General features: G+C 71.7%; 21 protein-coding genes. 15 read left to right on the forward strand and 6 right to left on the reverse strand.

Annotated elements, in window-relative coordinates; translation table 11 throughout:
• A complete protein-coding gene (locus tag ABZX10_RS06185) occupies window positions 1–702 on the reverse strand; it encodes a TIGR03089 family protein (RefSeq protein WP_355535876.1) in 702 nt (233 codons plus the stop codon).
• Window positions 690–2372, reverse strand: coding sequence for an LCP family protein (locus tag ABZX10_RS06190; RefSeq protein WP_355535879.1), 1683 nt, complete (start codon window positions 2370–2372; stop codon window positions 690–692). Before ABZX10_RS06190 ends, ABZX10_RS06185 begins: the two co-directional genes overlap by 13 nt.
• A gap of 130 nt (window positions 2373–2502) precedes the next feature.
• Between ABZX10_RS06190 and rfbD the strand changes: the two genes are divergently transcribed.
• From rfbD to ABZX10_RS06225, 7 genes are all read left to right on the forward strand, one after another.
• On the forward strand, window positions 2503–3414 hold the full coding sequence (rfbD, locus tag ABZX10_RS06195) for a dTDP-4-dehydrorhamnose reductase (protein ID WP_355536659.1): 912 nt from the start codon (window positions 2503–2505) through the stop codon (window positions 3412–3414).
• A 9-nt stretch (window positions 3415–3423) separates the two neighbouring features.
• On the forward strand, window positions 3424–4350 hold the full coding sequence (locus ABZX10_RS06200) for a glycosyltransferase family 2 protein (RefSeq protein ID WP_355535882.1): 927 nt from the start codon (window positions 3424–3426) through the stop codon (window positions 4348–4350).
• Window positions 4350–5453 carry an NDP-sugar synthase gene (locus ABZX10_RS06205; RefSeq protein ID WP_355535885.1) on the forward strand — a complete coding sequence of 368 codons (1104 nt, stop codon included), beginning with the start codon at window positions 4350–4352 and terminating at the stop codon, window positions 5451–5453. Before ABZX10_RS06200 ends, ABZX10_RS06205 begins: the two co-directional genes overlap by 1 nt.
• 4 nt (window positions 5454–5457) lie before the next feature.
• Window positions 5458–6240: an SGNH/GDSL hydrolase family protein gene (locus tag ABZX10_RS06210; protein WP_355535888.1), complete on the forward strand. Its 783-nt coding sequence runs from the start codon at window positions 5458–5460 to the stop codon at window positions 6238–6240.
• Between the two features lie 954 nt (window positions 6241–7194).
• On the forward strand, window positions 7195–7602 hold the full coding sequence (locus ABZX10_RS06215) for a hypothetical protein (protein WP_355535892.1): 408 nt from the start codon (window positions 7195–7197) through the stop codon (window positions 7600–7602).
• Between the two features lie 178 nt (window positions 7603–7780).
• On the forward strand, window positions 7781–8692 hold the full coding sequence (locus ABZX10_RS06220; protein ID WP_355535895.1) for an aminoglycoside phosphotransferase family protein: 912 nt from the start codon (window positions 7781–7783) through the stop codon (window positions 8690–8692).
• Window positions 8693–8865: 173 nt separating this feature from the next.
• On the forward strand, window positions 8866–10065 hold the full coding sequence (locus ABZX10_RS06225) for an ATP-binding protein (protein ID WP_355535899.1): 1200 nt from the start codon (window positions 8866–8868) through the stop codon (window positions 10063–10065).
• 121 nt (window positions 10066–10186) lie between these two features.
• Here ABZX10_RS06225 and ABZX10_RS06230 read toward each other — a convergent pair whose 3' ends face one another.
• Window positions 10187–10849, reverse strand: coding sequence for an O-methyltransferase (locus ABZX10_RS06230; RefSeq protein ID WP_355535902.1), 663 nt, complete (start codon window positions 10847–10849; stop codon window positions 10187–10189).
• A 150-nt stretch (window positions 10850–10999) separates the two neighbouring features.
• Here ABZX10_RS06230 and sigE point away from each other — a divergent pair, with 150 nt between their 5' ends.
• The 5 genes from sigE (at window position 11000) to ABZX10_RS06255 (ending at window position 15353) form a co-directional block, all read left to right on the forward strand.
• Entirely contained in the window at window positions 11000–11740 is a 741-nt protein-coding gene (gene sigE, locus ABZX10_RS06235) for an RNA polymerase sigma factor SigE (protein ID WP_355535906.1), read from the forward strand.
• A 111-nt stretch (window positions 11741–11851) separates the two neighbouring features.
• The gene (locus tag ABZX10_RS06240; protein ID WP_068743762.1) at window positions 11852–12226 is read left to right on the forward strand and encodes a hypothetical protein; all 375 of its coding nucleotides are present in this window, start codon (window positions 11852–11854) and stop codon (window positions 12224–12226) included.
• 9 nt (window positions 12227–12235) lie between these two features.
• Complete coding sequence (locus tag ABZX10_RS06245; RefSeq protein ID WP_355535911.1) at window positions 12236–13705, forward strand: trypsin-like peptidase domain-containing protein; 1470 nt, start codon at window positions 12236–12238, stop codon at window positions 13703–13705.
• 48 nt (window positions 13706–13753) lie between these two features.
• On the forward strand, window positions 13754–14224 hold the full coding sequence (gene tatB, locus ABZX10_RS06250; protein ID WP_355535913.1) for a Sec-independent protein translocase protein TatB: 471 nt from the start codon (window positions 13754–13756) through the stop codon (window positions 14222–14224).
• A gap of 208 nt (window positions 14225–14432) precedes the next feature.
• Window positions 14433–15353, forward strand: coding sequence for a type IV toxin-antitoxin system AbiEi family antitoxin domain-containing protein (locus ABZX10_RS06255; protein WP_355535916.1), 921 nt, complete (start codon window positions 14433–14435; stop codon window positions 15351–15353).
• A 116-nt stretch (window positions 15354–15469) separates the two neighbouring features.
• On the opposite strand, the gene ABZX10_RS06260 is transcribed toward ABZX10_RS06255, so the two are convergent.
• From ABZX10_RS06260 to ABZX10_RS06270, 3 genes are all read right to left on the reverse strand, one after another.
• Complete coding sequence (locus tag ABZX10_RS06260) at window positions 15470–16606, reverse strand: Mrp/NBP35 family ATP-binding protein (protein WP_355535919.1); 1137 nt, start codon at window positions 16604–16606, stop codon at window positions 15470–15472.
• Between the two features lie 45 nt (window positions 16607–16651).
• Window positions 16652–17902, reverse strand: a complete 1251-nt coding sequence (locus ABZX10_RS06265; RefSeq protein WP_355535922.1) for a hypothetical protein — start codon at window positions 17900–17902, stop codon at window positions 16652–16654.
• 100 nt (window positions 17903–18002) lie between these two features.
• Window positions 18003–18641 (reverse strand): dTMP kinase, encoded by a 639-nt coding sequence (locus ABZX10_RS06270; protein ID WP_355535925.1) that lies wholly within the window; start codon window positions 18639–18641, stop codon window positions 18003–18005.
• A gap of 73 nt (window positions 18642–18714) precedes the next feature.
• Between ABZX10_RS06270 and mtrA the strand changes: the two genes are divergently transcribed.
• The 3 genes from mtrA (at window position 18715) to lpqB (ending at window position 22877) form a co-directional block, all read left to right on the forward strand.
• Complete coding sequence (gene mtrA / locus ABZX10_RS06275) at window positions 18715–19392, forward strand: MtrAB system response regulator MtrA (RefSeq protein ID WP_355535929.1); 678 nt, start codon at window positions 18715–18717, stop codon at window positions 19390–19392.
• Window positions 19393–19489: 97 nt separating this feature from the next.
• Window positions 19490–21103, forward strand: a complete 1614-nt coding sequence (gene mtrB / locus ABZX10_RS06280; protein ID WP_355536662.1) for an MtrAB system histidine kinase MtrB — start codon at window positions 19490–19492, stop codon at window positions 21101–21103.
• Window positions 21093–22877, forward strand: a complete 1785-nt coding sequence (gene lpqB, locus ABZX10_RS06285) for an MtrAB system accessory lipoprotein LpqB (RefSeq protein WP_355535932.1) — start codon at window positions 21093–21095, stop codon at window positions 22875–22877. The genes mtrB and lpqB overlap by 11 nt, the downstream gene beginning before the upstream one ends.
• Window positions 22878–22888: the final 11 nt, after the last annotated feature.

The raw sequence follows: 22888 nt of genomic DNA on the forward strand, positions 1-22888 counted from the left end.
TCACGCGACCCGGGCGGTGGCCTTCTCCGTGGCGAACTTGTCCATGAGTTTGTCGGCGTCGGGGTTCGACACGTGGATCACGGAGGCCGGGGCCGCGAACGGGGCGAGCAGGCCGTCGTAGAGGTCGTCGACGGTGCGCCACTGGCGCGTCGAGAGCACGCGGTCGCCGGCGGCGTAGCCGGCGGAGGCGGAGAGGGCGGTGGACCGCGCCACGACGATCTCGGGGGAGTCGCCGGCGAGCGCGGTGCCCGCGTCGCCGGGCGTGAACGCGTCGGGGTGGACGCGCACCTCGGTGGTGTAGTCGTCGATGCCGGGCGGAAGGTCGGGCACGGCCGTCCCGAAGGCGTCGAGGCCGACCGCGAGGATCTCGTCACCGTCGGCGTCGTCCAGCCGGTCCGGGGCCGCGAAGGTGACCGACCCGGACTCGCCGAAGCGGACCTCGCACCCGGCCCACCACGCGCCGAACAGGATTCCCGCCGTCTGCCAGTGCGCCGGCAGCAGGACGCCGACGGCGTCGCCGGGGCCGAGGCCGTACTGATCGCGGAGCAGGTTGCCGCACTTGGCCGCCCAGTTCCCGAGCGTGACGGCGGACAGGCCCATCCGGGCGCCGGAGGCATCGTCGTACCAGGTGAACCGGGGCGCGGCACCGTCGGACTGCACGATCGGGACGAGCAGGCGGTCGGTGACCGTCAATCCACGCACGGGACGCCTCCGTTCTGTTGGGCGGTGAAGCCCGGCTTGTTGAGGAGTGAGCTGATGCGCGCCGCCTCGCTCGGGTCGAGCGCCTCGGTCATGCCCGGCGCCAGGGACGTGGTGGTCGTGGCGGAGTCCGATCCCGAGTCGCCCGAGGAGCCCGGACCGGCGTACCCGTCCTGGATCAGGACCTTGACGTGGCCCGACGAGACCGAGGTGCTCGCGACGACCGGCAGCCCGCCGAGCAGTGCGGCGACGGCCTTCGCCCCCTGGTCCGACGAGGAGCTCGCGAGCACGGCGCTCCGCGAGCTCAGGCCGGATTCCGAGGTCGAGGCGTTGCCGGCCCGGCCCTGCGCGAAGCCCTTGCCCGCGAGGAAGTTCGACACCCCGCTGGCGAGGCCCGTGGTGGAGCCGCCGTTGACCACGTCCACCGTGTACGACGAGCGATTCACCGACGGGACGGCCGGCGCGCTCGACGTGGTGGTCGTTGTCTTCGTCTTCGGCGTTTCGCCTCCGAGGAGGCCGGTCACGTAGGCCTGGACCTGCTTCGGGTCGACGACGACCACGGACTGCTGGCCGTCGTCGCTCCAGCCGTCGTCGCGGACGACGGGGACCGTCGAGAACTTGATGTTGCCCGCCGAGAGGTTCGCGAGCTCCTTCGCGAAGCCCATGACGTCCCAGTCCTGGTCCAGCGTGACCGAGGTGGTCAGCGCGTTCTGGAGCTGGCTGAGCTTGCTGGGGCTGGTGAGCGTGCCGGTGGAGAGGATCTTGCTGGCCAGCGAGGCCATGAACACCTGCTGCCGGGTGACGCGGTCGAGGTCGCCGCGCGGTAGACCGTGCCGCTGGCGCACGAAACTCAGCGCCTGCGGGCCCTTGAGCGTCTGCTTGCCGGCGCGGAACCGGGCGCCCGAGTACGAGTCGTTGACGGGCTTCTTCAGGCACACGTCGACGCCGCCGACGGCGTCGGTGAGGCGGGAGAAGCCGACCAGGCCGATCTCGGCGTACCGGTCGACGGAGACGCCGGTCAGGTCCGCGACGGTCTCGATGAGCGCCTTGCGCCCCTCCTCGTTGCCCTTCTGCACAGCCGTCTTCTCGTCGTCGCCGTCCTTGATCGCCTTGTCCCGGGTGACATTCGCGGCGCCGGCGAAGGCCGAGTTGATCTTGCCCTTGCCCTGATCCGGGATCGCGACATAGGCGTCGCGGGGGATCGAGATCGCGGTGGCCGACTTCCCGTCGTTGGGGATGCGGATCAGGATGATCGTGTCGGTGTTGAGGGTGCCGTCGTCGACGCCCGCGTTCAGCCGAGCCAACTCCTGTTTGGAGAGCGGGTTGCCCTTCGCGTCGGTGCGGGAGTCGGTACCCACGAGCAGGATGTCGGTCGCGCCGTCGGGTTTGGCGGCGAGCGTCGGACCGCGCTCGATGTCGCCCGCGAACCGGGACCACCAGAACCAGGCGACCCCCGTCACGACCAGCACGATCGCCGTGATCAGCGCGATCAGGGCCTTGCCGCTGCGCTGCAGGCGCTCGCGGGTGTCGGCGGACAGGTCGGCGGCGCGGGGCACCTGCCGCGGGCTCCGCGCGCCGTCGGTGCCGCCCTCGTTCTCCGCGCGGACGCTGCGACGCTTCGCGTCGGCGCCGCGGGAATGGCGCGCGCCGCGTGGACTCGGGCTGTCGGACACCCACCACTCCTTGTCGCCGGAATCGGGCCTCCTGCTTCGGCCCGCTTGATCACATCCCCATAACGGTACCGACTGGACCTGGGAAGTTACGCATGCGCGGCCGTCACGTACGGTTTGCAGTGTGAACCTGGTGATCACCGGCGCGTCCGGCCAGTTGGGATCGGCGCTGGTCGGGGCAGCCGCGGACCGTGGGGTCGCGGTGCGCGCGCTCGGCCGCGACGCCCTCGATGTGACCTCGCCACAGTCGGTCGCGGGCCTCGATCTTGCGCCCGGCACGATCGTCATCAACTGCGCGGCTCACACCGCCGTCGACGCCGCGGAGTCCGAGCCCGACGCCGCCGGGGCGCTCAACGCGCTCGCGCCCGGTCTGCTGGCCCGACGGTGCGCCGCCGCCCGCGCCCGGCTCGTCCACCTCTCCACCGACTACGTCTTCGGGCCCGCGCCCGTGCCGCCCCGGGCCTGGGAGCCGGGCGACCCGACGGCACCGTCGAGCGTCTACGGCCGCACCAAGCTCGCCGGGGAGGAGGCGGCGCGGGCGGCGGACCCGCGCACCGTCGTGGTCCGGACGGCATGGGTGTACACCGGTCGCGATGCCGACGGTGCCTGGGCGCGGGACTTCGTCGGGACCATGGGGCGGCTGGCCGGCGACGGCGTGGATCCGAAGGTCGTCGACGACCAGACGGGCTCGCCCACGTACGCCCCCGACCTCGCCCTGGGCCTGCTGGACCTCGCCGCCCTGCTCGCCGCCGAGCCGGGCCGGGCCGGCGGCGTGCTGCACGCGGCGGGCGGCGGCGCCGCGACCTGGTTCGACCTGGCCCGGGGCGTGTTCGAGCGGGTCGGCGCCGACCCCGCGCGCGTCGCGCCGTGCACGTCGGCGGAGTTCCCGCGCCCCGCGCCCCGCCCGGCGTACTCGGTGCTCTCGTCCGCGGCGTGGGCGGCGTGGGGACTGGCGCCGCTCCCGGACTGGACGGACGCGCTGGACCGGGCGCTGGACGCGCCGCCGGGGCCCGGCCAATGGTTACCGTCCGCGACCGACCGGTAACCTGTGCGCGTGCCCGGAACCGCCGACGAGATCGCCCCACCCCCTGTGACGCTCGGGGTGGTCACCGTCACCTACTCCCCGGGTGAGCACCTCGAGAACTTCCTGACCAGCATCGACGGTGCCTTCTCGGGCGCCGCGCCGCGCGTGCTCATGGCCGACAACGGGTCGGTCGACGGTGCGCCCGAGGCCGCCGACGCCGCGCACGCGGAGGCCGAACTGCTGCGCACCGGCGCGAACCTGGGGTACGGCGGGGCCATCAACTTCGCGGTGGCCCGGCTGCGCGCCGACGCGGCGGCGGGCACCGCGCCGTTCCCGGACCTCCTGCTCATCAGCAACCCGGACGTCGCGTTCGGTCCCGGCTCGATCGACGAGCTGATCGCGGCCGCGGCGCGGCACCCCGAGGCGGGCGCGCTCGGCCCGCTCATCCGCGACCCCGACGGCACCGTCTACCCGTCGGCCCGCACCGTCCCGAGCATGCGGTACGGGATCGGCCACGCGCTGCTCGGCACGGTGTGGAAGTCGAACCCGTGGACGCGTGCGTACCAGCAGTCCGAGGCGGACCTGTCGGAGCGGGAGGCGGGCTGGCTCAGCGGCTCCTGCCTGCTGGTGCGCCCCGAGGCCTTCGCGGCGATCGGCGGCTTCGACGACCGCTACTTCATGTACATGGAGGACGTGGACTTCGGCGATCGCCTCGCGCGGGCCGGGTGGCGCAATGTCTACGTCCCGACCGCGGAGATCGTGCACGCCAAGGGGCACGCGGCCGGCAAGGTGCCGGAGCTCATGCTGCCCGCGCACCACGCCTCGGCGTACCGGTTCTTCGCCGACCGGCATCCCGGTCCGGCGGCCGCGCCCCTGCGCGCGGCGATGAAGGTGGGGCTGGCCGCGCGCTCGCGGATCAGTGTTCTCGCGGCGACGCGGAGACGAAAAGGGGAATGATGAGTTCGGTGGAACAGGACGCCGGGGTGGACCTCAGTGATGTCGAGGCCGTGATCCTGGTGGGCGGCAAGGGCACTCGCCTACGGCCGCTCACCCTGTCGGCGCCCAAGCCGATGCTGCCCACGGCGGGCAAGCCCTTCCTGACCCACCTGCTCTCACGGATCCGCGACGCCGGCATCCGCCGCGTCGTGCTGGGGACCTCGTTCAAGGCGGAGGTCTTCGAGGAGTACTTCGGCGACGGATCCGAACTGGGACTGGAGCTCTCGTACGTCGTCGAGACGGAGCCGCTGGGCACCGGCGGCGGCATCCGCAACGTGCTGCCCGCCCTGAAGGCGGAGAACGTGTTGGTGTTCAACGGGGATGTGTTGGGCGGATCGGACATTCGCGCGGTGGTGCGGACGCACCGCGAGAAGGACGCCGACGTCACCATGCACCTCGTGCGCGTCGCCGACCCCCGCGCGTTCGGTTGCGTGCCGACCGACGGCGACGGCCGCGTCACCGCGTTCCTGGAGAAGACGCAGGACCCGCCGACCGACCAGATCAACGCTGGCTGTTACGTGTTCAAGCGTTCGGTGATCGAGGAGATCCCCGCCGGTCGGCCGGTCTCCGTGGAGCGCGAGGTCTTCCCGGCGCTGCTCAACGGCGACCGCAAGCTCTACGGCCACGTGGACTACGGCTATTGGCGCGACATGGGCACCCCCGAGGACTTCGTCGCCGGCAGTTCGGATCTCGTGCGGGGCATCGCACCCTCGGCCGCCCTCGACGGCACCCGCGGGGAATGCCTCATCCACCCCGGCGCCTCCGTCGCGCCGGGCGCGCTGGTGATCGGCGGGTCCGTCATCGGTCGCGGAGCGGAGATCGGTGCGGGCGCACGGCTCGACGGTGCCGTGGTCTTCGACGGGGTGCGGATCGAGGCCGGCGCGATCGTGGAGCGGTCGATCATCGGGTTCGGCGCGCACATCGGGCCGCGGGCGCGGATCCGCGAGGCCGTGATCGGCGACGGTGCCTCCGTCGGCGCCCGGTGCGAGCTGCTGCACGGCGCGCGGGTGTGGCCGGGGGTCGAGCTGCCCGACGGTGGCGTGCGGTTCTCGACGGACGTCTAGGGCTATGACTGAGTACCTGCGGTACGTGGCGATCGGGGATTCGTTCACCGAGGGCGTCGGCGATCCGGACCCGACCGGCACGCACGAGTACCGGGGCTGGTCCGACCGGGTGGCCGAGGTACTGGCCGCGCGCTCACCGGATTTCGGCTACGCGAACCTCGCGATCCGCGGCAAGAAGATGGACCAGATCGTTGCCGAGCAGCTATCGCCCGCGCTGGATCTGCAGCCGGACCTCGTGACCGTGTACGCGGGTGCGAACGATCTCATCCGGCCGTCGGTGGACGTGGACGCGGTGGTCGCCGCGTACGACGACATGCTGGGGCGGCTGGCGGCGTCGGGCGCCACGGTGGTGGTCTGGACCGCGGCCGATACGCACGGCAGCGGGATCTTCGGAGCGCTGCGCGGGCGGTTCGCCGTCTACAACGAGCTGGTGCGCGAGATCGCGGCGGACCGTGGGCTGCTGCTGCTCGACTACTGGCGGATGAAGGAGTACCGCGACCTGCGGATGTGGGAGTTCGACCGGATCCACATGTCCGTGCCCGGGCATCTGCGGATGGCGATCGCGGTGCTGGACGTGCTGGGCGTGCCGCATTCGCTGGTGGCCGCGGATCTCGGGCCGGAGCCGGTGATCACGGCCGCCGAGGACCGCGAGATCAAGCGCCGCTGGCGTCGCGAGTTCGCCTACCCGTGGATCTCCCGCCGCGTGCGCGGCATCTCCACCGGCGACGGCCTGCCGCCGAAGTACCCGACGCTGATGCGACCCGTCGGCGTTCCTGCCGACCGATAGTCTTTCCTGGAACCCATGCGTGCGGCGCATGGGTGATAGATTTGCAGGTCAGTGACTGTTTTCCGGATCTTGCCATGCGTCCCGCGCATGGCTCGGTGGGTCTCGGCGCCGGCGCGCGATCCCTCTTGGCCGCTCATCGCTTCTTCATAGCGTGGTTCATTCTTCATAACGTTACAACGCTATGAAGACGCGAGACCGACCTGTGGACCGCGGTCCGGTTCGTGGATGATGCGGACACGACGCGGACTCCGTTGATTCGGGCGAGACGGACCTCGGCGTGAAGGTGGCGCGGTGTCCTCTGATCGGACGATTGTCGGAATCGATGCCGTCTGTGATTCTGAGGCGTCCGACTGTCACGATGCCTCGGGGAGGTGCGCCGTGCATCCACCGGTGCCGCGGGACCCGCGCAGGCCGATGCCGCCGCAGGGAAGGGCACCGTCGACGCCCGATCAGGTGACGGCCGTGGTGGGCGTCGACCCGCGCTACGGGTCGCGGTCGTTGGCGGGAGTGGCGAAGCCGACCGGGGAACTGCCGGCGCCGGGAAGTTCCGCAGCGCCGCCGACCACGATCACCACGCAGGGCCCGCCCACGGGCCGGGTGGCGCGGGAGGCACCGTCGGCGGGATCGTTCCCGGTCGTGAAGGACTCGCCGCGCCCCGCGCAGCGTCCCGTCGCGCCACGACCGGCGAATCCGGTTGTGCTGGCGAAGTCGGCGGCCCGGCCGATGCCGCGCCCCCAGCCCCAGTCGCGGCCGCAGCCCCAGCCCCAGGCCCGGCCACGCCCGGTGCCTGTGCCGCAGCCTCGGTTGTCGCGCCCGGTCCCGTCGCCGCGGATGCCGGTCCACGCGCCAGCGCCTGCGTATGCGCCACCGCCTGCGTATGCGCCGCCGTCCGCCTACTCGCCGCCGGCGCAGATTCCGGCGGGTCGCCCGGGAACAGTGGTCGCGGCGGGGGTCGTGCTGATCACGACCGCGGCGTTGTGCTCGCTGGTCACGGCGTGGATGATCGTGGCCATCGCATGGCTCGGTCAGGTGTACAGCGGTTTCGCCCGCGAGATCGACGACAGCGCCGCGAGCGATTTCGACACGACCTACTGGGGCACGATGACGCCGTGGATGGTCTTCCAGGTCGCGACGCTCGCGGTGTCCGTGCTCGCGCTGGCCTACGGCATCGCGCTGCTCCGTGGGAACCGGCGCAGCACGCAGATCATCGCAACCGTGATGGCGGTGCTGCTGATCCTGTCCTGGCTGCCCGGGATCGTCGCGGTGATCGCGGTGCCGATCCTGCTGTGGGCACCGGAGTCGTCGCGGGCCTGGTTCCGTCGTGGCCGAACCAGCGTTGCCGGTGGGGTCGGGATGCCGTGACATCGTGGGGCGTCGCCCACCTGCCGACCGAGGTGGAGCACCACCTCGCACCACTACCCGCGGGGCGTGGCCGCCCGCACCCCTCGATCACCGTCATTTCACCGTGGCCCGCCCGAAGCATGTGGCGGCGCTGACGCTCCTACCGTGAGTCGGCGGACCGTCGGATAGCGTGGCGGGAGTGGAGATCCCGGCAGAGCTCGAGGCGCAGCGGAAGCTGGGGCCGGACTGGGCGGCGTGGCTCGACCGGCTGCCCCGCCTGGCCGACGACCTGCTCGGCGAATGGCGGCTCACCCCTTCGGGGGAGGCGAAGTACGGGTTCACGTCGCTCGTGATCCCCGTCCGGGGCGCGGACGGGGAGGCGATGCTCAAGATCGCGTTCGACGGTGCGCCAGAGGTCGAGCAGGAGCACCTGGCCCTGCAGGCCTGGGGCGGCGACGGTGCGGTGCGCCTGTTCCGCGCCGACCCCGCGCGGCGCGCGCTGCTGCTCGAGAAGCTGGGGGAACGGGACCTGACCGGTGAGTGGGACCTCGCCGCGTGTGAGATCGTCGCCGGGTTCTACGGTCGGCTGCACAAGCCGGCCCCGGGGCGGCTGCGGCCGCTCACCGGTTTCCTGACCCGATGGCTCGACGCGCTGGAGGCGGACCGTCGGGATGTGCCTGTACCTCCCCGGCTGATCGACCTGGCCCTTGCCCGAGGCCGGGCGTTCGCCGCAGACCCGGAGTCCGTGGGGCGGATCGTCCACGGCGACCTGCACTACGAGAACGTGCTCACCGCCGCGCGTGAGCCGTGGCTCGTGATCGATCCGCAGCCGATGTCCGGCGACCCGCACTACGAGGTGGCGCCGCTGCTGTGGAACCGGTGGGAGGAGATGTCCGGCTACCTGCGCGAGTCCATCCAGCGGCGGTTCTACACGGTGGTCGAGGCGGCCGGGCTCGACGAGGACCGCGCCCGGGACTGGGTGATCGTGCGGATGGTGCTCAACGCGCACTGGGCTGTGGAGGACGCGCAGCGGATGCGGCGCGGGCTCGACGCCGAGGAGCGGGACTGGATCACCCGGTGCATCAGCGTGGCCAAAGCGGTGCAGCGATAGCGGCCAACCTAGCGTGAGTGGTGCGGCCGAACTAGCGCGCATATTGCGGCTAAACTGGCGCAAGGGGTGCGGCCAAACTAGCGCTGCAGTACGGTGGCGCTATGACTCCGGTGCCGCAGTCGCCGATTGGGCGTATCCTTCCGCGTCACGGATCGGCTCTGGTTGAGGAAGCGTTGACCGATACCCGCGTGGTACTCGTCGACGGCGCACGCCAATGCGGTAAGAGCACCCTCGTCGCGCGGGTCGGCGCAGAAAGAGACGCCGTGTGGAGGAGCCTGGACCGCGCCGCCACCCGAAACGCCGCCGAGTTCGACCCGACCGCGTTCGTCGATGTCGAACGGATGTTGATCGTCGACGAGGTGCAGCGGGTGCCGGACCTGCTCCTCGCGATCAAGGAGTCGGTGGATTCGGACCCGCGACCGGGGCGATACCTGCTGACGGGTTCGGCCCGGCTGCTCGGGCTCCGTGGACTACCTGATGCGCTGCCCGGCCGGATGGAGACGATCGAGCTCTGGCCGCTGTCACAGGGGGAGATCGACGAGCGGCCGGACGGATTCGTCGATGCGGTGTTCACCGTCGGGGCCGGCCTCCGTCACGAGAGTGGAGAGTCCCGCGGCGGGTACATCGATCGGATCGTGCGCGGCGGGTTCCCTGAGTCCGTCGCCCGCACGGGTCGCAGGCGGCAGGCCTTCTTGGACAACTACCTCGCAGATCTGGTGAACCGCGACGTGATGCAGCTGTCCGCGATCGAGCGCGGACCGCAGATGCGCGCACTGATCCGGCTGCTCGCGGCCCGGTCCGGCCAGCTGCTGGTCCCGGGCAACCTCGCTCGCTCTCTCGGGCTGCCGCAGAGCACCGTCGACCGATACCTCGGCCTCCTCGAGGAGGTCTTCCTCATCAAACGGATACCCGCGTGGTCACGCAATCTGTCTGCGCGCGCGGTATCGACTGCGAAGGGTGCGATGGTCGACTCGGGGATCGCCGCGAACGTGCTCGGACAGGACGAGGCGGCCCTCTCTCGACCGGACAGCCAGCTCGGTGGCCTCCTGGAGGGGTTTGTCGCGATGGAGATCGCGCGGCAGTTGACCTGGTCCGATACCCGGGCCGAGATGTTCCACTACCGGACCAAGGACCAGGTCGAGGTGGACATCGTGTTGGAGGACCGATCCGGTCGGGTCGTCGCCATCGATGTGAAGGAGTCCGCGACCGCTCGCTCCGACGACTTCCGCGGCATCGACCACCTCGCCCGCCGCCTCGGCGGCGACCTGATCGCCGGGTTGGTGCTCTACACCGGGACGGAGACGCTGTCGTTCGGTGAACGGAAACTCGCCGTCCCGGTCAGCGCGCTCTGGGAGCTCGGCGGCCAACCGTGACGGCCGTTTGCCCTGCTCGGGGTTGCTAGCGGGTTCGGTGAGAAACTCGCAGGTGAGCGTCGCCGGAACCACTAGCGACCCGGGCCGGGGCGCACCGTCGGGTACGGCAGAGGCGAGCCGACTACTCGTCCGGGACGAAGGCCTTCGCGGCAGCGACGAGGCCGCCGCCCAGCGGCAGGATGACGGGCAGGAGGTTCTCGTCGGCGGCGATGATGCGGGTGGCCTCGCGGGCGGCGAAGGCCTCGTCGTCGTGGGCGTCGGGATCGGGGACGCGGTAGCCGGCGTCCCCGAGGTTCACGACCACCACGCCGCCCGGGCGGAGCAGGCGCACGGCGTCGATGACGTAACGCGGGTGATCGACGGGGTCCCCGTCGATGAAGATGAGGTCGTAGGCGGCGTCGGCGAGGCGGGGGAGAACGTCCAGGGCGTGACCGTTGATGAGGCGGGTGCGGTTCGCGGCCACGCCGGCCTGCTGGAAGCCGATCTTCGCGGCGGCCTGGAACTCCTGCTCGGAGTCGATCGTGGTGAGCACCGAGTCGGGGCGCATCCCGGAGAGCAGCCACAGGCCGCTGATCCCGGCGCCGGTCCCGACCTCGACCACGGATTTGGCGCCGCCCGCGGCCGCGAACACCGACAGCAGCGCGCCGACGGACGGAGAGACAGCGTCGACGCCCAGGTCGGCTGCGCGTTCGCGGGCCGACGACATCGCGTCGTCCTCGACGATCGCGTTCTCGGCGTAGGTGACGAGGGCGGAAGCGGCGGAGAACGGAGCATTGGACACCACAGAATCCTAGCCGGTCGCGAACCGGTTACCCGGCCGTGACTCGATCGTTAGCTAAGGCGATGCATGCACAGCCAACGCTCAGGGAGGAATCAGCACCCCCACAAGGCGGCAGGGAAAGGTATCGGTCAGTGAAGAACTCCCGCCGCGAGATTGGCGATCGTGGGGAACAAAACGGTCGCCTCGGGAGTTCTGTCAGGTGAACAGCCCCGCGTTCGGCGGCGGCACGAGGAGGAGCGCATGGCCCTGGCCCGCAAGGCCGGACCCCGGCAGGAGTCGCAGCCCCAGGCTGCGTACGCCACGTTCGACGATGAGGGTGCCGCGCAGGCCGCGGGCACGGCCGCGTTCGACGCGTCCGGCGATCGCTCCGACATGCCCTCCTGGGACGAGCTCGTCCGCGAACACGCCGACCGGGTGTACCGCCTGGCCTACCGTCTCTCCGGCAACGCGCAGGACGCGGAGGATCTCACACAGGAGACCTTCATCCGGGTGTTCCGCAGCCTGCAGAACTACGAGGCGGGCACCTTCGAGGGCTGGCTCCACCGCATCACGACGAACCTCTTCCTCGACATGGTCCGCCGCCGCAACCGCATCCGCATGGAGGCGCTGCCGGAGGACTACGAGCGCGTGCCGTCGTCCGACCCGGACCCCGGGCAGATCTACGCGGACGCCAACCTCGGCCCGCAGCTGCAGACCGCGCTGGACGCTCTGGCGCCGGAGTTCCGCGCCGCCGTCGTGCTCGCGGACATCGAGGGCCTGAGCTACGAAGAGGTCGCGACCACCCTGGGTGTGAAGCTCGGCACGGTGCGCTCGCGCATCCATCGCGGCCGCAAGTCCATCCGCGAGGCACTGGCCAATCAGGGCCTGACCAGCAGCGCGGCGCTCGCGTACTGAGTGCCCGGCACGGCACCGTCGGGAACCGCCGAACGGACTCGATCCGGTGAACCCGTGAGTGCAGGTACTGTGGCGGTAGGCCGGTCGGCCGGAGTAGAGGAGGGGAGCGGCGTGGAGCACCTCAGTGGCAGTTTCAAGCGCGCGTTCGCCCGCCGCCCCGGCGAGTTCTCGTCCACGGAGCACCTGGCGTACGAGGCCGTCGTCGCCTACGTCGACGGTGAGCTCCGCATGAATGCGCACCTGCGTGCCGGAACGCACATCGCGGAGTGCCCCGTGTGCGCCTCGGAGGTGGACGCGCAGCGGCAGGTCCGTGCCGCGCTCCGCGAGTCCGGCGAGATCACCGTCCCGCACCGGTTGCTGGGCCAGCTCGCGCAGATCCCCACCGAGTGCCACGGTGCCCCGTTCGAGGGCTTCCCCACGTTCCAGCCCGAGTCATCGCGACGCGACGCGCGCAACAAGCGCGGTCGGCGGCGGAACGCTCGGTAGATTCGACTCGTGACGTCCGATTCCGACGCCCAGCGTCCCCGGCTGGAGCCGCGCCCCACGCACCGTCCCTCGGTCTCGGAGGGCGAACAGGTGGTCTTCGGTCGGCCCGACGGGGTTGCCGGTGCCTTCGCGCCCGACGCGGTGCGCCGCGCCGTCGACGGCCGCCCGCAGCCGCGGGCCGCGGCGCCCGACCCCGTGCTCACCGAGGCGTTCTCCCGCCCCGCCGGTAGCCCCGATGCCCTGCAGCGCGACCCGTACGCCGGCCCGCTCGCCGCGGAGCCCGAACCCGAGCCCGCCGACCCGTGGCGCGACACCGAGTCGCTCGCCGCGCTGGGCGAGCCGGGCGTCGAGGCCCCGCCGCAGGCGGTCCCGCAACCCGACCCGGAGCGCCTCGGCGTGCGCGACGTGCTCTTCGGTCGGCGCGTGTCCGTCCGAGCGCTCGTGGTACTCGGGGTGATCGCCCTGGTCATCGGCCTGCTGGGTGGTGCCATCGGCCGGATCACCGGCACCACGATCCAGAAGCTGACCGATTCCCGGGTCACGCTCCCCGTCGACGACACGAAGGTCACCGACCAGGGCGCCATCGCCGACATGGTCTCGAAGGTCGGACCCAGCGTCGTCACTATCGAGGTGCGCACCCGCACCACCGGCGAGACCGGGTCCGGCTCGGTGATCAACGCCGAGCGCGGCTACATCATGACCAACAACCACGTCATCGAGACGGCGGCCACGAACAAGGACGCCAAGATCGAGGTCGTGTTCTGGAACGGCACCCGCACGCCCGCGCAGCTCGTGGGCACCGACCCGAACACCGACGTCGCGGTGATCAAGGTCGCCGTCAACGGCCTGCAGCAGATCTCGCGCGGCGACTCGGGGCAGCTGCTGCCCGGCCAGCAGGTCGTGGCGATCGGTTCCCCGCTGGGGTTGCGGCGCACCGTCACCTCCGGCGTGGTGTCCGCGACGCATCGTCCGGTCCAGGGGCCCGCCGATGGGCCCAACCCGCCCGCGGCCTTCGATTCCGTGCAGACCGACGCGTCGATCAACCCCGGCAACTCCGGTGGTCCGCTGCTCGACCTCAAGGGCCGCGTGATCGGCGTCAACACCCTCGGGCTCGCGCCCGGCGGTGGGTCGATCGGCCTGAACTTCGCCATCGCCTCCAACGTGGCCTTCCCGATCGCCGAGGCGATCATCCGGGGCGACAAGGTGGTGCACGCGGACCTCGGCGTCAACGGCCGTGAGGTCAGCAACGACACCGCGACCGGTGTGCGCGTCGAGAACGTCAAGAAGGGCGGCGCCGCCGACAAGGCCGGCATCCGCGAGGGCGATGTCATCACCAAGGTCGGCGACACGGAGGTCGCCGAGTCCGCGGACCTCATCGTCGCGATCCGCGCCGTCGGCGTGGGCAAGGAGACGACGGTGACGGTGGCCCGGGACGGCCGTCAGGTCCCGATCAAGGTGACGCCCGAACCGCTGAGCTGAGTCGGCTGCGCCGTGCGCGTGGTCCTGAGCTTCCCGTAGCATGGCGGGGTGTTCAGCAATCTCGGCATGGGGGAGATCCTCATGCTGGTCGTCGTGGGTCTGGTGATCCTGGGGCCGGAGCGGCTTCCCGGGGCGGTCAACTGGTTCTTCACGGCCCTGCGGCAGGTGCGCGACTACGCCACCGGCGCCACGCAGCAGCTCAAGGACGAGATGGGCGGCGATTTCGACGCGATCCGCGAGCCCCTCCAGCAGATCCAGAACCTGCGTGGGATGACGCCCACCGCCATCGTCACCAAGCACCTCCTGAACGGCGACGACACCGTCATCCGCGAGATGACCGACCAGGTGCGCTCCACCGCCGACTCGCTCAACCTCCGCAAGGTGGTCGACGGTGCCGGCCCATCCGCCGCGGTGTCGGCACCGCTCGAGGTGCCCGCCGGGCCGGTCCCGACGATGCCGCGGATGCACAAGCCGTTGCCCCCGGAGGAGCGACCGCCGTTCGATCCCGACGCCACGTAGTAGAGGGTTCGGCAGCGTGCTGCCGAAGTTCTTCAGCGCCGCCAGTCCTCGGCAGCGTTGGCGAGGATCGGCAGCGCCAGTGAGGTTTTCGGCAGCGTGTTGATGCCACACCGCGAGGAATCATGGCTCGCCTGTGGAAAGCCGCGAACCTGTGGATGAACGCCCTCGCCGGCGTTCCCGGTCGCCGCGGGTGGGGTTCACTGAGCGCATGGGGGAGATGTGGACCAGACAGCAGCTCAGGGCGATGGGATGGAGCGACGCGCGGATAGCTCGTGCGAAGGACGAGGAGCTGACGCGGCTCGCACACGGCGTCTACGGTGTCCGGGACTCCGATGCACCCCGGTGGGTCAGGGATCGCGACCGGATTCTCGCGGCGGCGCTGACCTGCGACGCCGTCGTCAGCCACGAGAGCGCCGCGGTTCTGCACGGCATCCCGTTCCTACGCCCCGACCGCGAGTACGTGCACTTCACGATCGACCGCAAGAGCGGCGGTTGGAAGCGGCGCGCGCAGCACGTGCACGCCCGCCCACTGCCCGCCGGTCAGATCACGGTCCTCGACGGTGTGCGGGTCACCTCGCGGTGCCGCACAGCGGTGGATACGGCGATGTCGGGTGGACTCGAGCGCGGGGTGTGCGCGTTCGACGCGGTCCGCTTCGTGCCGCGGTACCCGACGCCGGATGATCCGGAACCGATTCCCCTCGCGGAGCTGGAGCAATGCCTCGGATACTTGGCCCACTGCAGGGGCGCGGCCATCGCTCGTGAATCGCTCGGGCTGTCGGTCACCTGCAGTGGATCCCCCGGCGAGTCCTTGTCCCGCATGCAGATCCTCAGCGCGCGACTGCCGACGCCCCGGCTGCAGACTCCGTTCGTCCTCGAAGAGGAACTCTTCTTCGCGGACTTCGACTGGGGCGCGGTGACCGGCGAGTTCGACGGCCGGTCGAAGTACGGGGACGAACCGGAGGAGATCGATGCCGCGCTCGCCGAGGAGAAGCGCCGGCACGAACTGTTCGCAGCCGCCGGGATCGAGGTGGTCCGGTGGCGCTGGCGCGTGCTGAACACGACCGGCGGACTTCGTCGACTCCTGCTGCCCGCTCTCACCCGCGGCGGCGTGATCGTCGCGAGCGCATGATCCGTTCCGCGGAGGTTTCGGCAGCGCGCGGCCGAAACCGGTGCACGCTGCCGATCGACGGCAGCGCTCGCGAACATCGGCAGCGCGCTGCCGAAACCGCGCCGCAGGTGGCGCGACTACAGGTGGCGGGTGGTGTCGATGCCCAGCGACATGCCGGCCAGGCCGCGCTTGCGGACGGCCAGCTTGTCGGCGATGCCGCGCAGCGCGGCGCCGGTGGGGGAGTCGGGCGCGGAGAGCACCACGGGCGTTCCCGCGTCGCCGGCCTCGCGCAGCTGCGGATCCAGCGGGATCTGACCGAGCAGCGGCACGTCGGCGCCCACGGCCCGGGTGAGCCGCGCGGCGACCTGCTCGCCGCCGCCGGATCCGAAGACGTCGAGCACCGAACCGTCGGGCAGCGTCAGCCCGGCCATGTTCTCGATGACGCCGGCCACGCGCTGGCGGGTCTGCAGTGCGATGGCGCCGGCCCGCTCGGCGACCTCGGCCGCCGCGGTCTGCGGGGTCGTGACCACCAGGATCTCGGCGCCGGGGATGAGCTGCGCGATGGAGATCGCGACGTCGCCGGTGCCGGGCGGCAGGTCGAGCAGCAGCACGTCGAGATCGCCCCAGAAGACGTCGGCGAGGAACTGCTGCAGCGCGCGGTGCAGCATCGGCCCGCGCCACACGACCGGAGTGTTGCCGGTGGTGAACATGGCCACCGAGATCACCTTCACGCCGTGCGCCTGCGGCGGCATGATCATCGAGTCGACCTGGGTGGGCCGCGCGTCCGTACCCATCATGCGCGGCACGGAGTGGCCGTAGATGTCGGCGTCGAGCACGCCCACGGACAGTCCGCGGGCGGCCAGCGACGCCGCGAGGTTCACCGTCACGGAGCTCTTGCCCACGCCGCCCTTGCCCGACGCGACCGCGTACACGCGGGTCAGCGAGCCGGGCTGGGCGAACGGGATCACGGGCTCGGCCTTGTCGCCGCGCACCGTCTTGCGCAGTTCCGCGCGCTGCTCGTCGTTCATCACGTCCAGCTCGACGCGCACGTCGCCGGTGCCGGGCACGTCCGCGACGGCCGTCCGCACGCGGTCCACGATCTGCGTCCGCATGGGGCAGGCGGAGGTGGTCAGGTACACCTCGACGTCCACCGACGAGTCGGCCTGCACCGCGACCGACTTCACCATCCCCAGATCGGTGATCGGCTTGCCGATCTCGGGGTCGTTCACGGTGGCCAGGGCCGACCGGATCTTCTCTTCGGTAACCGCACTCATAACGTCCTCCATCGTATCCGCAGGCCCGGGCCGCGGAAATCCGCCTCAGCGCGGGGGACGCGGCACCGTCGGCGAGGACGACGGTGCGGCCGGCCGGGATGACGGCGCGGGGCGCGCGGACGGCGCCGCCGGACGGACCGAGGAGGGAGCCGGTGCCGCCGTCGACGCGCCGGTCGCCGGTCCGCTCGGCGCGATCGCCAGCGCCCCGCCGGGGCCGATCGGGGCGGGCGTCGTGGGCATGGCCGGGCCCGACGACGGTGCGCCGGGCGGGCTCGGCACCGGGCCCGGGCAGTCGACGACGGTGGGGAGCGGCTTACCGCCGGCCCCGAGTGCCGCGGACGACGGTGCCGCCGGTCCCGAGGGCTTCGCGGAGCGCGTGACCGGCGGCGAGGGCGTGGGCTTGGCGGACGGGGTCGACGGGCGGGCGCCCGAGGGGCGCACGGCACCGTCGGGGGTACCGCACCCGACGATCACCACCTGGCCGGGTGGCAGTGGCTTGGGCAGTTCCTTGGGCGGGGCGACGGGCGCCGTCATGTCGGGGATGCCGCCCACGGGGATCGCGCGGTCCTTGTACGCCTTCGCCCAGGCCACGACGTTGTCGACATACGAGTTCGACTGGTTGTAGGCGAACACCGCGACCCGCTGCTGCGCCTGCGACTGCAGGCCGGACGCGCTGGAGCAGAGGTAGCGCGCGGCGCCGTACGCGGCGTCGCGCACGTTGTCGACGTCGGCCCTGCCGTCGCCGGAGTTGTCGCCGCCGAACAGTGCCCAGGTGGTCGAGAGGAACTGCATCGGGCCGAGCGCGCGGGCGTACCCGGCGCCGTCGCGCACCACCGCGTTGCCCGCGAGCGTGCCGTCGAGGACCGGGCCCTCGATGGGGGTGAGGGTGCGCCCGGCGGCGTCGACGTTGCCGCCGTCCGCGTGCCCCGATTCGATCCGGCCGATCGCCGCGACGAGGCTCCACTCGATGCCGCAAGCGGGCGCTTCGAGGGCCATCCGGTCGGCCGCGGCCTGGTAGGCCGCGTACGCGGCGCCGGGGATACCCAGCGGGCCGGGCGCGACCTTGACCGCCTCGGGACGCGGGGGGATGGGGACGTGCCGCGGCGCGGGCGCGGTCGGCGCGTCCGACGGTGCGGGCGGGCGCAGGTCCGCGATGCCGATCGCGGCCTGGGCGACGAGCTCGGGCCCGGTGGTGCGCGCCGGGGCTGGGGAGTGGATCGACGCCGCGTCCGCGCCGGCGACGCCCAGCAGCAGCGCTGCGGCGCCCGCAGCGGCGCCGGCCCCGAGGATCCGCACGGTTGCCCCTTCCGGTTACTGACGAGTCAGTTGCGTGTCGCACGGTACTGCGCCGTAGTACCGGTGCGGGTGGGACTTGCGTGAATAACAGACCTGTTCTTCAGGAAAGCGCCGCGATCGCGTCGGCGAGCAGCCCCGGGGCGTCGTGCGCGCCGTGGATCCGCCACGGCGATACCCACGCGGACTCGGCGAGGCCGGTGTAGACGGCGCCGGTGCGGGTCTGCAGGCCCGCGTCCGTCTCGTAGGCGTCCCGCGCGCGAGTGGCGTCGCTCTTCTCCCGCCACTCGGCCCGTTCCGCGGCGAGGGCCACCCCCACGTCCAGGTACACCTGCAGGTCCGGGACGGGCAGGCCGAACCGGCCGAACTCGGTCTCGCGGACCCACTCGGCCACGGCACCGTCGGCGCCCTCGTGCAGGCGGGCCGCGCTGTAGGCGGCCGAGGAGGCGGCGTACCGGTCGAGCAGCACCACGTCGTGCCGGTCGAGTGCGGCGCGGATGTCCGGCGCCGCGGCCTGCCGGTCGAAGGCGAAGAGGAGGCCCATGCCGTACACGGACTCGGCGACGTCGCCGTTGCCGCCGCGCAGCGCCTCCGCCGCGAGGTCGGCGAACTGCGTGCCGTAGCGGGGGAAGGCGAGCGCGGCCACTGTCAGGCCGCGCGCCGTGAGGCGCTCCGTGACCGCGCGGGTGAGCGTGTTCTTCCCGGCACCGTCGAGGCCCTCGATCGCAACGAGTCGTCCCATGGCCGCCGATCGTATTCACCGGTGGTCGGTGTCGCAGAACCGGACACGCCGCGCGAGGTGACAGTATGGATCCATGAAACCCCGCATCCTGGTGATCGACGACGATCCCGCGCTGGCGGAGATGCTCACCATCGTCCTGCGCAACGAGGGCTTCGACTCGACCGTGGTGGGCGACGGCACGCAGGCGCTCAGCGCGGCGCGCGAGTTCCGCCCGGACCTGGTCCTGCTCGACCTCATGCTGCCCGGCATGAACGGCATCGACGTGTGTCGCGTGCTGCGCGCCGACTCGAGCGTCCCGATCGTGATGCTCACGGCGAAGGCGGACACCGTCGACGTGGTGCTCGGCCTGGAGTCGGGCGCGGACGACTACGTGATCAAGCCCTTCAAGCCGAAGGAGCTCGTCGCGCGGGTGCGCGCGCGGCTGCGCCGCACGGACGACGAGCCGAGCGAGCTGCTGGCCATCGGCAATGTCATCATCGACGTCCCGGCCCACAAGGTCACCCGCGACGGCGAGGTGATCGCGCTGACGCCCACGGAGTTCGACCTGCTGGTCACGATGGCCCGCAAGCCGCGCCAGGTGTTCACCCGCGACGTGCTGCTCGAGCAGGTGTGGGGCTATCGCCACCCCGCGGACACGCGCCTGGTGAACGTCCACATCCAGCGCCTGCGGGCCAAGATCGAGAAGGACCCGGAGAACCCGGAGATCGTGCTCACGCTGCGCGGGGTCGGCTACAAGGCGGGTCCGGCGTGACGGGGCCCCGCCGATCGTGAACGCGCGGGCCGGAGCGGCCCGGCTGGCGGACTGGCTGCGAGAGGCGGTGCACGCGGTCCGTTCGGACCCCGCCGTCGTGCTGCGCGACGGTGCGCGGTACGCGGCCCTGGGCCTGTCTTACGCCGGTCGGGTGTGGCGGCGGTCGCTGCAGTTGCGCGTGGTGACGCAGACGCTGGTGCTCAGCCTGACCGTGCTGCTGCTGCTGGGTTTCGTGCTCACCTCGCAGATCGCCAAGCAGCTCATCGACGCCAAGCTGACCGCCGGCAAGGAGGAGACGGCCCGGGTCAAACAGACCCTGGAGGTCACGCTCGGAAGCAGCGGGCCGAGCACCGAGGGCGTGGAATCGCTACTGCGCAGCGTCCGGTCGACCCTGGTCAGCCAGGGCCTGGACGTGGGGCCGACGGCCGCGCGGTCCGGTAACTACGACCCGATCCTCATCGTGCCGCACGGCGCGGGCCGGCCGCCCACGGTGTCGGGGAACGAGGCCGAGGTCCCGCAGACCCTCCAGACCTTCGTCCGCAGCGGACAGACCGCCTACCAACACGCGACGGTGACCGACGCCACGGGCCGGTACGGCAAGGTGCTGGTGATCGGCACGCCGGTGCAGTCCGCGATCCAGGGGTTGGAGCTGTACCTGGTCTTCCCGCTGACGCAGGAGGAGACCACCCTCACGCTCATGCAGGGCACGCTGTACACGGGCGGCGGCGTGCTGCTGGTGCTGCTCGCCGCCGTCAGCCTGCTGGTCGCGCGGCAGGTGGTTCTGCCCGTCCGGTCGGCCGCGCGGATCGCGGTGCGGTTCGCGGAGGGGCGGCTCAAGGAACGCATGCCCGTGCGCGGCGAGGACGACATCGCCCGGCTCGCGATGAGCTTCAACGACATGGCCGAGTCGCTGTCCAAGCAGATCAACCAACTCGAGGAGTTCGGCAACCTCCAGCGCCAGTTCACCTCCGATGTCTCGCACGAGCTGCGGACGCCGCTGACCACGGTGCGCATGGCGGCCGACATGATCGCCGACTCCGCCGACGATCTGGATCCCGGCCTGCGCCGCACCACCGAGCTGATGCAGAAGGAGCTGGACCGCTTCGAGACCCTGCTCGCCGAGCTGCTCGAGATCTCCCGGCACGACGCCGGCGTCGCCGAGCTGCACGCCGAGCAGATCGACATCGAGGTGCCGATCGCCTCGGCCATGGCCACCGTCCGGCACCTCGCCGAGCAGTCGGACACCGAGCTGATCCTCGACATGCCGGACGATCCCGTCATCGTCGAGGCCGATACGCGCCGCGTCGAGCGGGTGCTGCGCAACCTGCTGGCCAATGCGATCGACCACAGCGAGGGCAAGCCCGTGATCCTCACCATGCGCGCCGACGACGATGCCGTGGCCGTCACCGTCCGCGATTACGGCGTGGGCCTGCGGCCCGGGGAGGAGAAGCTCGTGTTCAACCGGTTCTGGCGCTCGGACCCCTCGCGGGTGCGCCGCTCCGGCGGGACGGGCCTGGGCCTGGCGATCAGCATCGAGGACGCGCGCCTGCACAGCGGGCGGCTCGAGGCGTGGGGCGAACCCGGCAGCGGGTCCTGCTTCCGGCTGACCCTGCCCCGTGCGCGCGGCGGCAAGGTGACGGTGAGCCCGCTGCCGCTCAAGTCGACGATGCGGCGCGCCGGCGGTACGGAGGGGACCTCCGATGATGCGTAGGCTGCTCGCGGTCGCGCTCGCGGGGCTGCTGCTGCTCACCGGGTGCAGCAACATTCCGGACTCGACGAACCCCCGGGTGATCGGCGACCTGGGCGGCGGGACCACCGCCCCCGACCGCGACCTTGGGCCGCGGCGTGATGCGCAGCCCGAGACGATCGTCCGGGATTTCCTCAAGGCCAACGCGGTGGCCGACGGCAACTACGCCGCGTCGCGGAAGTTCCTGGTGCAGAACGGCGCGGGCAACTGGCAGGTGCCCAAGCAGGCCGTCGTGGTCAAGGACATCGACGTGCTGCCGGGCGAGCGGTCCGCGAATCTCATCAAGGCGACGATCCGGGCGCAGGCGACCGGTTTCTTCGGCGCCGACGGCACCCTGGAGCCGACCACGCAGTCCATCACGCAGAACGTCCAGCTGGTGCAGGTCGACGGGCAGTGGCGCATCCAGGGCCTCAGCTCCGTCGGGGAAACCCCGATGCTGGTCATCGACACGACGCAGTTCCGCTCGGTGTACCGGCGTCACCTGCTGTACTTCCCCGATCCGACGGGCCGGACCCTGGTGCCCGACGCGCGGTGGCTGGCCAGCCCGCGGCCCAAGCTCGCCGCGGACCTGCTCATGCTCCTGGTCCGGGGACCCCGCGCGAGTCTGAAGGACGCGGTGCTCAACCCGTTCGGCGCCACCGCGGCCGTGCGCGGCGCGGTCACCGACGCGCAGGGCGATCAACGCGACCCCGGCGTCGGCTTCGCCGGCGTCCACGTCGACTTCACGGGCCTGCCGCGCGTCGAGCCGGATGTCGCGAGGCTCGTCGCCGGCCAGGTCGTGTGGTCGCTCTCCGGCGCCGACGTGCAGGGCCCGTACGTGATCACCGTCGACGGCTCCGCCCTCGACGAGCGGCACCAGGCGGGCTGGAACCCCAACGACGTGGCGTCGCTCAGCCCGAACGCGTCCTCGGATCTCGCCGTCGGCCTGCACGGTGTGCTCGACGGACGGTTCGTCAAGGTGTCGGGTACGCAGGTGACGCCGGTCGCCGGGCCGCTGGGTGCGAGCACCTCCATCCGGTCGGTCGGCCTGTCGAGCTCGGGGCGGCAGGTGGCTGCTGTGCTGGACTCGGGCGCGCGCGGCGGGCCCGGTACCTCGCTGGTGCTGGGGCCCTACGGCGGGGTGCCGACCCAGGTGCTCACCGCTCAGGGCTCGATGACGCGGCCGTCCTGGACGCCGGACGACACCGGCGTGTGGACGGTCCTCGACGGCGCGCGGGTGGTCAAGCTCCGGCAGGACCAGACGACGGGCGAGGTGTCGACCTCCGACGTGGACTCCGCCGAGGTGGCGGCGGCCGCGCCGGGGCCGATCACGGAGCTGCGGCTCTCGCGCGACGGCGTCCGCGTGGCGCTCGTGGTCGGCGGTCGCGCGCTGGTCGGCGTCGTGCTGACGGCGCCGACCGGGCAGACGCGGATCACCCACCTGCAGTCGGTGATCACCGACCGGGAGCCGGCGGCCCTGTCGATCGACTGGCAGTCCGGCGATCAGTTCGTGGTCGGTCGCAACACCTCGGATTCGCCGGTGTTGGTCGTGCACTACGACATCGGCGACGCGACGCCGCTGCCGAGCCGCAACCTCTCGCCGCCGGTGACCAGTGTCGCCGCGTCCAGCTCCACGGTGTACGCCACGGACTCGTCCGGCGTGTGGGAGATCGGCGTCGCGCAGGGCACCGACGCGCAATACTGGAGCCAGGTGGACCGTCTGGCGGGGGGCCGGGCGAACCCGGTACTGCCGGGGTAGTCGCGCCGGGA

It is taken from the genome of Tsukamurella sp. NPDC003166 (genome assembly GCF_040611135.1).
Classification (GTDB): Bacteria; Actinomycetota; Actinomycetes; order Mycobacteriales; family Mycobacteriaceae; genus Tsukamurella.

What these genes read in the sequence shown, in the direction of transcription:
- ABZX10_RS06205 (WP_355535885.1), top strand. Translation starts at nt 4,350, where the DNA reads ATGAGTTCGGTGGAACAGGACGCCGGGGTGGACCTCAGTGATGTCGAG.
- ABZX10_RS06210 (WP_355535888.1), top strand. Translation starts at nt 5,458, where the DNA reads ATGACTGAGTACCTGCGGTACGTGGCGATCGGGGATTCGTTCACCGAG.
- ABZX10_RS06255 (WP_355535916.1), top strand. Translation starts at nt 14,433, where the DNA reads ATGGGGGAGATGTGGACCAGACAGCAGCTCAGGGCGATGGGATGGAGC.
- ABZX10_RS06260 (WP_355535919.1), bottom strand. Translation starts at nt 16,606, where the DNA reads ATGAGTGCGGTTACCGAAGAGAAGATCCGGTCGGCCCTGGCCACCGTG.
- ABZX10_RS06270 (WP_355535925.1), bottom strand. Translation starts at nt 18,641, where the DNA reads ATGGGACGACTCGTTGCGATCGAGGGCCTCGACGGTGCCGGGAAGAAC.
- mtrA (WP_355535929.1), top strand. Translation starts at nt 18,715, where the DNA reads ATGAAACCCCGCATCCTGGTGATCGACGACGATCCCGCGCTGGCGGAG.
- lpqB (WP_355535932.1), top strand. Translation starts at nt 21,093, where the DNA reads ATGATGCGTAGGCTGCTCGCGGTCGCGCTCGCGGGGCTGCTGCTGCTC.